Below are 11,975 nucleotides of genomic sequence, written 5' to 3'. Positions count from 1 at the left end.
AGCGACGCATGATTCTCGACGCAACACAGTGGCGTGGCTGGCACGGCGCCGATTTTCCCGAGGGCAGCTGGTACCGCGACGAGGAGCAGCTGTGCGCCATCGTCGGTGCGCCGCGGATCGACCTGATATCCCGCGAGCGCTACGCGAACTTCATCCTGCGTTTCGAATACGCGCTGCCGGTCGGCGGCAACTCCGGGGTGTTCTACCGCGTCGACGAGGCCGCCGAACTCGCCTGGCACAGCGGGCCGGAAATGCAGCTGCTGGACGATGCCGTGCATCCCGACGGCGCCGAGCCGACCACACGCAACGGCGCCCTGTACGGCCTGCGGGCAACGCAGCAGGAAACGCCGATCGAACCGGGCAGTTTCATGGAAGGCGCGCTGGTGGTTCGCGACGCGGACGTCGAACACTGGCTGGACAACCGCATGGTGCTTTCTTATCGCCTGGATGACCCGGATCTGCACATGCAGATTCGGACCAGCAAGTTCGCCGACAAGCCGTTGTATGCACAGGCCACCGCCGGCCACATCGTGCTGCAGCACCATGGCGAGGCCGTGCGCTTTCGCCGCCTGTCGATCGAACCGCTCAGCTGAACGTCGCCCTTGGATCGGCGCCGCGAATTGAGCGAGAATGCGCGGCTTTTCCAGGCTGCGAAACGCAGTGACGGCAGAAGCGCCACCGCGCCGAGCGTCAGGCAAACCGCGGCCGCCCACGCTTGAGGTAGCGTTCGTGGAACAGCTGAAAGATAAGATTCGCAGTCATGGCATCGTGCTTTCCGACCGGGTTCTCAAGGTCGACGCGTTCCTCAATCACCAGATCGACCCGGTGCTGATGCAGGCCATCGGCCGAGAATTCGCTCGTCGCTTCCGCGATGACGGGATCACCAAGATCGTCACCATCGAGGCCTCGGGCATCGCACCGGCCGTGATGGCCGGCCTGGAGCTGGGCGTACCGGTGATCTTCGCCCGCAAGCATCAGTCGCTGACCCTGCATGACAACCTGCTCACCGCGACCGTCTATTCGTTCACCAAGCAGGTGGAAAGCACCATCGCTGTATCGACGCAGCACTTGTCTGCCAACGATCGCGTGCTGATCATCGACGACTTCCTGGCCAACGGCAAAGCCGCCAAGGGTCTGATCTCGATCATCAACCAGGCCGGTGCCAGCATCGCCGGTCTCGGCATCGTCATCGAGAAATCCTTCCAGACCGGTCGCAAGGAACTGGAAGAGGCTGGCTACCGCGTCGAGTCACTCGCCCGGGTCGCCTCGCTGGCCGACGGCGCGGTGCAGTTCATCGACTGAGCGCGACCGGCGCCGACTCATCGGCTGACCGGCGCGGCCTCCCCGCGCCAGAGCGTCACCAGTGCGCCCTGCGTGCCGGCCAGCGGATCGCTGACGGGCACGCCGACGCGGGCGATGCGTGCCCGCGAGGCATCATGGCTGGCCGCATCGGGGCGCTGCATGTCGTACTGCTGATCCAGCGGATAACCGGCTACCACCTGAAAATCCTCGCTGGCCTCCAGTGCGCAATGGCCAGTGCCGGCAGGCAATACCAGCGCATCGCCGGCACGCAGCTCGACTTCCTCGCCTTTCTCCCCGCCGAGCATCAGCCGCGCCCAGCCGCTGGCCACCCCGAGCACTTCGTGGGCGGTGGAATGGTAATGGTGGTAGTCGTAAACCGTTCCGCGCCAGGCGGAGGGCCACAGATGGCTGTCGAACAATCGCTCGAACGCCTCGGCCGGGCTCGGCCCCGCCAAGGGTAGCTAACGATAGATCAGCACCGGGTGCGGGCTGTTGGGCGTGCGCCCGTCACTACAGAGCTGCAGCTGTTCGGGATGCGGCGCGGTACTGGGCATGCGGGGCCTCCTGCTCGGGTCGATGAGTCAGGCCGATCGGCCTATCCGTTTCGACTCGAGGCAGCCGCGCTTTGCTCCCTCCAGAAACGACAAAGCCGCCCGGAGGCGGCTTTGCTGGTGACGCCTGGCGCTCGATCAGAGGCCGGACATGTGCTGGATGGCGGCCTTCAGCTCGTCATCGGAGCAGTCGCCACAGGTGCCCTTCGGCGGCATGGCGTTGATACCGCTGATGGCATTCTTCAGCAAGCCGTCCAGGCCACCCGATGCATCGGCACGGGCCGTCCAGGCTGCACTGTCACCGGTCTTCGGCGCGTTCAGCAGGCCGGAGCCGTGGCAGGCAGTGCAGAACTTGCCGTACACGTCGGAACCGCTACGGGCGGCACCACCGGCGGCTGCGGCAGCGCCGGCACCAGCGGCTGCGCACTCTTCACCTTGAATACATACTTCGCCCACCGGCTTGAGGCGCTCGGCGATTGCTTCGTCGGTCGCAGCCTGAGCGCTCATTGCCCACAGGGCCAATACGGCAGTCTGTGCTACCAGGATCTTCTTAATCAGGTTCACCTTACACCCTCATTGTGGCTAGACACGCCCGCGGCCACGGTATCGCGAGCGGCGGTCAGTATAACGGCAAGCCATGCCAGCCGAAACAATACGAAAGGCCCGGCGTTTCTCCGCGACGCTTTGTCGCAGCGCAACTTTCGGATGAACCAAGGCCGCTGCGGTTAAAAGTTCGCCGGCGTCGTCGCGCTGATCAACCGTGCCGGCGCATCGTACGGATTGCGGAAACGATGCGGCTTGCTGCTCTCGAAGTAGTAGCTATCGCCGCTCTCCAGCACGTACACCTGACCGTTCACCGTCAGCTCCAGACGGCCTTCGACCAGCATCCCCGCCTCCTCGCCCTGGTGCGAGAGCATGTCCATTCCGGTGTCGGAGCCCGGCGGATAGGTTTCGTCGAGAAAGGCGATGGCTCGTCCCGGATGCGCCTTGCCCACCAGTTTCATGCTCACCGCGCCGTCGGATATATCGATCAACTCGCCGGCCTTGTAGACCACCTGGGTGTCGCTGTCCTGCTCGAAGTCGGGGGAAAAGAACTCCACCAGCGACATGGGAATCCCACTCAGCACCTTCTTCAGCGAACTGATCGAGGGGCTGACGCTGTTCTTTTCGATCATGGAAATGGTGCTGTTGGTAACGCCGGCACGCTTGGCGAGTTCACGCTGGGACAGACCCTTGAGCTTGCGGATGGTTTGCAGTCGAACGCCAACGTCCAATACGGGAGCCCCCTTTCAAGAGCGATGCGAAGAGGGGGCTATCATGGCAATGGCGTTCAGAATTTACAACACTGGCTCCGGACGAGCCGCCGCCCGGTACGCACGGCTCTCCCAAGGGTCAGAGGACCGGGCCGGCGAGATCCGGCATGGCAGCGACGACGGTGATCTCGACCCGCACATCCGGCGAATACATCAGGGCCTGAACCGTGGTCCGTGCCGGCGCCGTGCCCGGTGTGATCCATGCATCCCACACCTCATTCATGCCGGCGTAATCGGCGGCGATGTCCTTCAGGTGAATGGTTGCCGAAAGCAGGCGCGACTTGCTGGTACCCGCCTCGTCCAGCAAGCGCTCGATGCTCGACAGCGTTTCGCGGGTCTGCTCGCGGATATCACCGGTCAGGTCATCGGCCAGTTGCCCGGAGAGATACACCGCGCCGTTGTGGATCACCGCTTCGCTATAGCGGGTTTCAGTGTGCAGCCGCCGGATGGGCATGTTTACGGGTCTCCTTGTGCTTGCCGTAACGGAAGATATCCAGCCCCTCGGTGCTGATCTGCGGGCGCTTGGACGCCAGCAGGTCAGCGAGCACACGGCCGGAGCCGCACGCCATGGTCCAACCAAGGGTGCCATGGCCGGTATTGAGGAACAGGTTGCGATAGGGTGTCGCGCCGATGATCGGTGTGCCATCTGGCGTGGCCGGTCGCAGACCGGTCCAGAATACCGCGTCAGACGGATCGCCGCCCTGCGGATAGAGGTCGCCCACCACCATTTCCAAGGTTTCCCGCCGGTGCGGGTTGAGCGACAGATCGTGCCCGGCGATCTCCGCCATGCCACCGACACGGATGCGCTGATCGAAGCGGGTGATGGCGACCTTGTAGGTTTCATCGAGTACGGTCGACTGCGGTGCCATCGCCGGATCGCTTATCGGTACGGTCAGCGAATATCCCTTGAGCGGGTACACCGGTGCACGAATGCCCAGTGGCTTGAGCATCTGCGGGCTGTAGCTGCCGAGCGCCAGCACGTAGCGATCAGCCGTCTCCAGTTTGCCGTCGATCCACACACCGGCCAGCCGGTCGCCGGCGTAGTCGAGGCGTTGAATATTCTGTTCGAAACGGAACTCGACACCGAGCGCCACGGCCATTTCCGCCAGGCGCGAGGTGAACATCTGGCAGTCGCCGGTCTGGTCATTGGGCAGCCGCAGCGCACCGCTGAGCTTGTGCGAAACCTTCGCCAGAGCCGGTTCGACCCGAGCAATGCCGGCGCGATCGAGCAGCTCGTAGGGCACCCCGGAGCGCTGCAGCACAGCGATGTCCTTGGCGGCGGCATCAAGCTGCGCCTGGGTGCGGAACAGCTGCGTGGTGCCGAGCTGACGACCTTCATAGGTGATTCCGGTTTCCGCGCGCAGCTCATCGAGGCAGTCACGGCTGTACTCGGACAGGCGCACCATGCGCTCCTTGTTTACCGCGTAGCGGGCCGCCGTGCAGTTGCGCAGCATCTGCGCCATCCACAGGTACTGGTCGACGTCACCGGTAAGCTTGATCGCCAGCGGCGCATGGCGCTGCAACAGCCACTTCATCGCCTTCAGCGGGACGCCAGGCGCCGCCCACGGCGAGGCATAGCCGGGCGAGACCTGCCCGGCATTGGCGAAGCTGGTCTCCATCGCCACCGCTGGCTGCCGGTCGACCACTACCACTTCGAAACCGGCCCGCGCCAGATAATAGGCGCTGGCAGTACCGACCACGCCGCTACCCAATACCAGTACACGCATTGCAGCCTCCCACCCGCTCGAACGGGCTTTTCCGGATCACTATTGAAACGGAGTATAAAAATGCTCAAGCAGTGTTATTCACCATATAAAGAGCTATCTTTGGTCGTTATTCACGCCATCGACGCTTTATTTGGAGGGCATATCCCTTGAGAACCCGGCACCAGACGCGACGCGAACTGGACAAGATCGACCGCCACATCCTGCGCATTCTCCAAGCCGAAGGGCGCCTGCCCTTTACCGAGCTGGGCGAGCGCGTCGGCCTGTCGACCACGCCCTGCACCGAGCGCGTCCGGCGCCTGGAGCGCGAAGGCATCATCATGGGCTACTCGGCGCGGCTGAACCCGCAGCATCTGAAGGCGGGGCTGCTGGTGTTCGTCGAGATCAGCCTGGCGTACAAGTCCGGCGACATCTTCGAGGAATTCCGCCGCGCCGTGCTCAAGCTGCCCCACGTGCTCGAATGCCACCTGGTGTCCGGCGACTTCGATTACCTGGTCAAGGCGCGGATCTCGGAGATGGCTTCCTACCGAAAATTGCTCGGCGACATCCTGCTGAAGCTGCCGCACGTTCGCGAATCGAAGAGCTATATCGTGATGGAAGAGATCAAGGAATCCCTCGACCTGCCGGTCCCGGACTAGAGCCGATGACGGCCAGTTCTGCGGCCTCGTCGGGCAGCCTGCGAGGCACCGCTGGTCATGCCCGGCTTTGCTCCGCGGCCTCGCTCCGGTCTACCCTAGGCGCATGCAGACCTCTCATGACACCTTGATGAATCACCGCGCATCCGCGCCGAACGGCGCCGTACATGCACCCTCCTACTATGCCGCAAGCGTCAATCGCGAACTGGCCTTCGAGCCGTTGCAGGGCGAGCAGCGGGCCGACGTCTGCGTCGTCGGCGGTGGGTTCTCCGGCCTCAACACGGCCATCGAACTGGCCGAGCGGGGCCTCAGCGTCATCCTGCTGGAAGCGCACCGAATCGGCTGGGGCGCCAGCGGGCGAAACGGCGGGCAATTGATCCGCGGCGTCGGCCATGACGTCGAGCAGTTCAGCAAGATCATTGGCGCAGAAGGCGTCGATGAACTCAAGCGCATGGGCTTCGAAGCCGTCGACATCGTCCGCCAGCGCATCGAGCGCTACGCCATCGACTGCGACCTGACCTGGGGCTATTGCGACCTGGCGACCAAGCCACGGCATCTGAAAGGCTTCGACGAGGAGTATTCCGACCTACTGCGCCTCGGCTATCCGCACCCACTGCAGCGCGTGTCACGTCCCAACCTGGTCACGGTGGTGGGCTCGCAGCGTTACCTCGGCGGCCTGCTGGACATGGGGTCGGGCCACCTGCACCCGCTGAATCTGGCACTCGGCGAGGCGGCGGCGGCACAGTCGCTGGGCGTGCGGCTGTTCGAGCAGTCGGCGGTCGAGCGCATCGAGTATGGCCCGCAGGTCAAGGTGCATACGGCTCAGGGTGTAGTGCACGCGGACAACCTGGTGCTGGCCTGCAATGCCTACCTCAACGGCCTACAACCGAAGCTCGCCGGCAAGGTGCTGCCGGCCGGCAGCTACATCATCGCCACCGAGCGACTGCCCGAGCCGCTCTGCCGCGAGCTGTTGCCGCAGAACATGGCGGTCTGCGATCAGCGCGTGGCGCTCGATTACTTCCGTCTCAGCGCCGATGGCCGTCTGCTGTTCGGCGGCGCCTGTCACTATTCCGGCCGTGACCCACAGGACATCGCCGCCTATATGCAGCCGAAGATGCTCGAGGTATTTCCGCAGCTGGTCGGCATCGGCATCGACTATCAGTGGGGCGGGATGATCGGCATCGGCGCCAACCGGCTGCCGCAGATCGGTCGCCTGGCCGAACATCCCAACGTGTTCTACGCCCAGGCCTATTCCGGCCACGGGCTGAATGCCACGCACCTGGCCGGTCGCCTGCTTGCCGAAGCCATTGCCGGCCAGCAAAGCAGCGGCTTCGATCTGTTCGCCAAAGTGCCGCATCCGACCTTCCCCGGCGGACCGGCACTGCGCTCGCCACTGCTGGCGTTGGGCATGCTCTGGTATCGACTGAAGGACCGATTCTGAATTTTCGGACGAAGCGCAACGTCCAAGCATGAATGAACGGATGCATACCCGGAGAAACCTTGCGCACTTACCTGACGCTCCTGCTGCTACTGCTGCTGGCCGGTTGTGCCAGCCACCCCACGCCAACCGAGTCCTATTCCGTGGCACCGGACGCGTCGCCGCTTGGCCGGCGCATCCAGCAGCTCGCCACCGAGCACGCGTACGGCCACTCGGGTTTTCGCCTGCTACCGGAGAGCACCGAAGCCTTCGCCGCACGCACCGAGATGATCCGCGCGGCGCAGGTCAGCCTCGATATCCAGTACTACATCGTCCATGACGGCCTCACCACACGTGCGCTCATCGACGAAGTGCTGCAAGCCGCCGACCGCGGCGTGCGCGTGCGGCTGCTGCTGGATGACACCACCAGCCATGGCGAGGACTACCGCATCGGCACTCTGGCCGCGCACCCCAACATTCAGATCCGCGTCTTCAACCCGCTTCACCTCGGCCGCAGCAACGCCATCACCCGATCCATGGGACGCCTATTGCACCTTTCCCTGCAGCATCGGCGCATGCACAACAAGCTGATGCTGGTCGATGGCAGCCTGGCCGTCGTCGGCGGACGCAACCTCGGCGACGAGTACTTCGAGGCCGACCAGGCGATGAACTTCACCGACATCGACCTGCTTGGCGCCGGCCCGGTCGCCGAGCAGCTCGGCAAGAGTTTCGACCGCTACTGGAACAACCAGCTGAGCGTGCCTATCCAGCATTTTCTCTGGTGGCAACCGAAACCGCGCCAGCTGGACAAGGCGCGCCAGCAGCTGAGCGACTATCTGCAGCAGGCCAAACAGGAAAACAGCGAGCAGTACCAGCGCCTGATGCAGTACAAGCAGCGCCCGCAATTGCAGCAGTGGCTGGACGAACTGATCTGGGCACCGGGCAGGGCGATGTGGGACGCGCCGGAAAAACTGGTCGCCGAAGGCGTACCGGCGGCATCGCTGCTGCTGACCACGCAACTTGCACCGACCATGCAGGCCGTGAGCAGCGAGCTGACACTGGTTTCGGCATACTTCGTGCCGACCGATAGCGGCGTGGACTACCTGGCGGATCGCACCGGCGCGGGCGTGACCGTGCGCATCCTCACCAACTCGCTGGAGGCCACTGACGTGCCGGCCGTGCATGGCGGCTATGCGCGCTACCGCGAGGCCATGCTGGAACTCGGCGTGCGCCTGTTCGAACTGCGCCGGCAGCCGGAGCAGGAAGCCTCTTACAGTTTTCTCGGGGAGTCGGAATCCAGCCTGCATAGCAAGGCAGCGGTATTCGACCAGCAGAAGGTTTTCATCGGCTCGCTGAATCTCGATCCGCGCTCGGTGCTGTGGAACACCGAGGTGGGGATTCTGGTGGAAAGCCACGAACTGGCCCGCGAGGTCCACCGCCTCACGCTGGAGGGTATGTCGCCGGCACTGAGCTACGAAGTTCGCCTGGTGGAGCGCGACGGCCGCAAGCAGCTCACGTGGATCGCCGAGGATGGCGGCCGGCTGCGCACCATCGAAAAGGAGCCAGGCGGGCTCTGGCGACGCTTCAACGCCTGGTTCGCCGACGTCATCGGCCTGGAGAAGATGCTTTAGTGGCCTGTTTGGTAAGTTCGGCGCCCATGGCCCGATACCGCGTTGCTGCTCCGTGCCACAGGCCCGCTATGACCCGTCGCAGCGCCTTGTCCCGGAGCCATGTTCAGCCGAACTTGCCTCAACCAACTCACCGCACAGGCCACTAGGTTCGCAACAAGCTGCCGCACGATGTCGTCCGTTTGGCTACAAGCCGTCACAAATCATTCTTTGGGGTGATACCACTCGGCCAGCAGTCCGTTAGGCTCCAGCGTGCTGCTGCCATGCACGCATAGCTTCTATAAAAATAAAAAGGAGCACGACAATGGACCGTTTAACTCGCTTTTGGCTATTGCTGATACTCGTAATGCTGCCCGGCTTTACCGAGGCGGCCCCGCCCGAAACCATCTCTGCGCTGCAGAACTTGCAGATCCACGCCAATCGCGCGACCAGCAGCCTGCTGCTCTACCGCGGCGAAGGCTTTCAGAAGGCGCACCTGTTGCGTCTGGAAGACGACATCCGCGCGCTGAATGCAGCCCTGCTCAATGTCGCCAATCCCACCAGCGCCCTGCGCGAAAGTCACCAGGCGCTTCAGGCTCGGCTGCGCGAAGGCGCCGGCTTCGGCTACGAAGAGGACGACATGCCCTGGGGCTGGCCGCTGGAGATGAGCAAGGCCCTGCGCGACTTCCTCACCGCCGTTCGCGCTCAGCAAGGGGCGGACGCTCAGGCCGAACTGCCGGCTAAGGTTGAATACTTGGCCGTTCAATACCTCAGTCGTGCCTACATCGGCTCGTTCGAGATCGCCCGCGAACAGCCGGACACCTATCTCGGGCAGGACGAGCGCCACCTGGTGCCGGCGATCGACGCTCAGCTGGCCGAACTGGATGGCAAGCGCGATCCCGCGCTGGCCAAACTCAAGACCCGCTGGGATTTTCTGAAGGTGGCGCTGGAAGACATGAACAGCGGCAGCAACAACTTCACCACCGCCTCAGGCCGGCCCTTCGCGCCAATCATGGTAGACCGCCATGCGCGCAGCCTCAGCGATCAGTGGATGGCGGCCAAGCCCTGACTCAGCCATGGGCGGCTGAGTCGCGCAGACGCACAGGACCGACCCGCGCCTCGATAGCGAGGCGCAGCGGCTCGCGCAGACCGAGCATGAATCCAAGCTCGGCAGCGACGAACAAAGGCCCGATGATCAGCCCGGTGAGATCGTCGACGAACGCCGGCTTGCGACCCTCGAAGTAGTGCCCGATGAACTGGATGATCCAGCCGAGCACGAACAATCCCGCGCCAACACCCAGCCACAGCGCCATCGTTGTGCCGGCCAGAACTGCGCCCAGCCATACGCAGAGCAGCAGCACGGCGCTCATCAGCAAGCCGTAACGCAGATCCAGACGAAGGTAGAAAACCGCAGCGGCGAGCGACACCAGTGCCGCAGGGCTTAGCCACAACCCGGCCCATTCGATGCCCGGCCGCGACAGGAGGATCGCCACCGCCAGCACGATCAGCGGAATGCCGATGAAATGGGTCAGGAGGTTGCGTGGATCGCGATGATAGGCCGCGTACTGTGCCAAATGATCGGTGAGGGTCTTCATTGGCGGCATCTCCGGAAGTCGCGTCTCACCAAGCTTAGTCGGTCGCAGCGACTGGAGCGCCGCCGGACACAGGGCGATCGCGCCAACATCGGTGGTTGCCGGGCTATTGCTCGGGACGATAGCCCAGCCGCAGACCACCCCAGTGACGCCCACCGACCATGATCGGCACGGACAGGTCGTGCATCAGCTCCCCGGTATCGCGACTGTAGGTCTGCAACAGCAGGCGGCGCTGATGACTGCCGCAGCGCCCGCCGGTGCGGTCGTTGAACAGGCGCTTGCTACGGCTCTTGACCCGATCGATCTCCGGGTTGCCCACCGGCGGCTGGCTGAACGCGCGGTTGTGGGTCGGCACGTAGCCCTCCGGCGTCGTGGCGATGGCGTAGACCAATGCGGCATGCTTCTGCAGCACCGGCTCCTGAATCGCCGGCAAGACCTCGTCGGCATAGCGGTCGAAGCGGGTCTGATACTTCACCGGATCGGTATTGGCCTGCGCCCGGTAATTGCGGTCGAACAGGTCATCGAGACTGACGCGCCCGGCCTGGATATCAGCCTCGAAACGCGCGCTGATGGCCGCAGCCCCCTGACGCGCCAGGTCGAACATGGTCTGGTGATAATCGTCGAGCTGGACCTCGGCCAGTTGCTCGCTGGCGCTTTCGGCCTGGGCCACCAGGCGTTCCGCCGCCAGCTCGAGCTGGCGGGTCTGCTCCTCGCTGTCCAGGGCATCGGTGCGCAGCTGATCGAGGGCGACGAACTGTCCGGTCAGGCGCTGATGGTTGTCGGCGGTGCCGGTGGTGATCTGCTCGACCTGGCTTTCGACGCTGCCGGCCAGTTCGGCGATGCCGCTAAGCTGCTCACCGGTGGTGGCAATCTGTTCAGCCGCGGCGTCCAGCTCGTTGCCCTGGCGCTGGATGTAGCTGACCACTGCTTCGCTTTGCTCGCGGATGTCGGCCACCATGCGACCGACCTCCTCGGTAGCGCTGGAGGTACGCGCCGCCAGACTGCGTACTTCGTCGGCGACCACGGCAAAGCCGCGGCCGGCCTCACCGGCACGGGCGGCCTCGATGGCTGCGTTGAGAGCCAGCAGGTTGGTCTGGCTGGCGATGGACTGGATCACGTCGGTAATGCGGCGGATTTCCTCCGTCCGCGCCGAAAGCTCATCAATCAGCTCGCGGCTGGCGTGGGTCTGAGCACTCAGCTGTTGCATGCGTTCGATGGCGCGCTGCAGTTCGGCTTGCCCGGTATCGCTGCGCTCGCGCACCGCTTGCGCGGCATCCAGTGTGTGGCGGGCCCGCTCGGCGCTGTCCTGCTCGGTGGCGGCGATAGCCTGGGCACCATTGGCAATTTCGCTGACAGCCTGCAGCTGCGACTTCAAGCGGATCGCCAGCTGCTCGGCGCTGAAGGCGACCTGAGCAGCAGACAGGGCGTTGTGGCAGGTACTGCGCGAGAGATTCTTGGTCAGCTCGGCGAAGCTCTGCGGCGCCCCGTCGGCAGGCGGGGCGCCGCCGGCCACCACACCCCACGAGGTGAACCAGGGCCAAAGCGCCGCCACCATCAGCAGCGCACCGGTCACAAGCAGGGGCGGTGCCAGCCAGTAATGCACAAGCAGCAGACCGATGATCAGCACGGCATGGAACACGGCGGCCTTGGGGTGGCGGTTGGCGGGGCTCATAGTCGGCCTCTTGTTCTTGTCGGATCGATCCGACGTTGTACGCATACCCTCCAATAAAGAACAGTAGTGCCTTAGTAGCAACGTGCCGTCATCGGAGGCTCACCCCAGTCTTAACGGCCGCCGCCGCACAAACTGAAGCGATCCACCTCATCTCGAGTCACC

Annotated in this window: 12 protein-coding genes and 1 pseudogene; 6 read left to right on the top strand and 7 right to left on the bottom strand. The window is 64.2% G+C overall.

The genetic code is table 11. The features are described 5' to 3' along the window. The first annotated feature begins 8 nt into the window (after positions 1-8). Complete coding sequence (locus RT582_RS01150; RefSeq protein WP_126526976.1) at positions 9-593, top strand: 3-keto-disaccharide hydrolase; 585 nt, start codon at positions 9-11, stop codon at positions 591-593. A gap of 136 nt (positions 594-729) precedes the next feature. Continuing rightward, positions 730-1,302: a xanthine phosphoribosyltransferase gene (locus RT582_RS01145; RefSeq protein WP_013981607.1), complete on the top strand. Its 573-nt coding sequence runs from the start codon at positions 730-732 to the stop codon at positions 1,300-1,302. Between the two features lie 17 nt (positions 1,303-1,319). Here RT582_RS01145 and RT582_RS01140 read toward each other — a convergent pair. The 5 genes and pseudogenes from RT582_RS01140 to dadA all read right to left on the bottom strand — a co-directional run bounded on the left by RT582_RS01140 (position 1,320) and on the right by dadA (position 4,893). Further along, positions 1,320-1,856, bottom strand: a pseudogene (locus RT582_RS01140) (cupin domain-containing protein). 135 nt (positions 1,857-1,991) lie between these two features. Next, the gene (locus tag RT582_RS01135; RefSeq protein WP_090521942.1) at positions 1,992-2,417 is read right to left on the bottom strand and encodes a c-type cytochrome; all 426 of its coding nucleotides are present in this window, start codon (positions 2,415-2,417) and stop codon (positions 1,992-1,994) included. 161 nt (positions 2,418-2,578) lie between these two features. After that, a complete protein-coding gene (locus tag RT582_RS01130) occupies positions 2,579-3,127 on the bottom strand; it encodes a cupin domain-containing protein (protein WP_003297842.1) in 549 nt (182 codons plus the stop codon). A 118-nt stretch (positions 3,128-3,245) separates the two neighbouring features. Continuing rightward, on the bottom strand, positions 3,246-3,620 hold the full coding sequence (locus RT582_RS01125) for a RidA family protein (RefSeq protein WP_278420374.1): 375 nt from the start codon (positions 3,618-3,620) through the stop codon (positions 3,246-3,248). Next, on the bottom strand, positions 3,595-4,893 hold the full coding sequence (gene dadA / locus RT582_RS01120) for a D-amino acid dehydrogenase (protein WP_313476229.1): 1,299 nt from the start codon (positions 4,891-4,893) through the stop codon (positions 3,595-3,597). The genes RT582_RS01125 and dadA overlap by 26 nt, the downstream gene beginning before the upstream one ends. A 146-nt stretch (positions 4,894-5,039) precedes the next feature. Here dadA and RT582_RS01115 point away from each other — a divergent pair, with 146 nt between their 5' ends. The 4 genes from RT582_RS01115 (at position 5,040) to RT582_RS01100 (ending at position 9,618) form a co-directional block, all read left to right on the top strand. Continuing rightward, complete coding sequence (locus RT582_RS01115) at positions 5,040-5,528, top strand: Lrp/AsnC ligand binding domain-containing protein (RefSeq protein WP_003295466.1); 489 nt, start codon at positions 5,040-5,042, stop codon at positions 5,526-5,528. 127 nt (positions 5,529-5,655) lie between these two features. Next, the gene (locus tag RT582_RS01110; RefSeq protein ID WP_044314065.1) at positions 5,656-6,966 is read left to right on the top strand and encodes an NAD(P)/FAD-dependent oxidoreductase; all 1,311 of its coding nucleotides are present in this window, start codon (positions 5,656-5,658) and stop codon (positions 6,964-6,966) included. A gap of 59 nt (positions 6,967-7,025) precedes the next feature. Further along, complete coding sequence (locus tag RT582_RS01105) at positions 7,026-8,573, top strand: phospholipase D family protein (protein ID WP_313476224.1); 1,548 nt, start codon at positions 7,026-7,028, stop codon at positions 8,571-8,573. Between the two features lie 301 nt (positions 8,574-8,874). After that, positions 8,875-9,618, top strand: coding sequence for a hypothetical protein (locus RT582_RS01100; RefSeq protein WP_023444590.1), 744 nt, complete (start codon positions 8,875-8,877; stop codon positions 9,616-9,618). Position 9,619: 1 nt separating this feature from the next. On the opposite strand, the gene RT582_RS01095 is transcribed toward RT582_RS01100, so the two are convergent. Continuing rightward, the gene (locus tag RT582_RS01095) at positions 9,620-10,144 is read right to left on the bottom strand and encodes an Mpo1 family 2-hydroxy fatty acid dioxygenase (protein ID WP_278348498.1); all 525 of its coding nucleotides are present in this window, start codon (positions 10,142-10,144) and stop codon (positions 9,620-9,622) included. A 103-nt stretch (positions 10,145-10,247) separates the two neighbouring features. After that, positions 10,248-11,813, bottom strand: coding sequence for a methyl-accepting chemotaxis protein (locus RT582_RS01090; protein ID WP_313476221.1), 1,566 nt, complete (start codon positions 11,811-11,813; stop codon positions 10,248-10,250). Between the last annotated feature and the right edge of the window lie 162 nt (positions 11,814-11,975).

It is taken from the genome of Stutzerimonas kunmingensis (assembly GCF_032106285.1).
Lineage (GTDB): Bacteria > Pseudomonadota > Gammaproteobacteria > Pseudomonadales > Pseudomonadaceae > Stutzerimonas > Stutzerimonas kunmingensis_B.
The sequence above is the reverse complement of the archived record's forward strand: the minus strand, read 5'-3'. Positions and strand labels throughout refer to the sequence as shown.

Bases quoted from the DNA above. Each gene is read 5' to 3' on its own strand.
- RT582_RS01150 (WP_126526976.1), top strand. From the start codon at position 9: ATGATTCTCGACGCAACACAGTGGCGTGGCTGGCACGGCGCCGATTTT.
- RT582_RS01125 (WP_278420374.1), bottom strand. From the start codon at position 3,620: ATGCCCATCCGGCGGCTGCACACTGAAACCCGCTATAGCGAAGCGGTG.
- dadA (WP_313476229.1), bottom strand. From the start codon at position 4,893: ATGCGTGTACTGGTATTGGGTAGCGGCGTGGTCGGTACTGCCAGCGCC.
- RT582_RS01110 (WP_044314065.1), top strand. From the start codon at position 5,656: ATGAATCACCGCGCATCCGCGCCGAACGGCGCCGTACATGCACCCTCC.
- RT582_RS01100 (WP_023444590.1), top strand. From the start codon at position 8,875: ATGGACCGTTTAACTCGCTTTTGGCTATTGCTGATACTCGTAATGCTG.
- RT582_RS01095 (WP_278348498.1), bottom strand. From the start codon at position 10,144: ATGAAGACCCTCACCGATCATTTGGCACAGTACGCGGCCTATCATCGC.
- RT582_RS01090 (WP_313476221.1), bottom strand. From the start codon at position 11,813: ATGAGCCCCGCCAACCGCCACCCCAAGGCCGCCGTGTTCCATGCCGTG.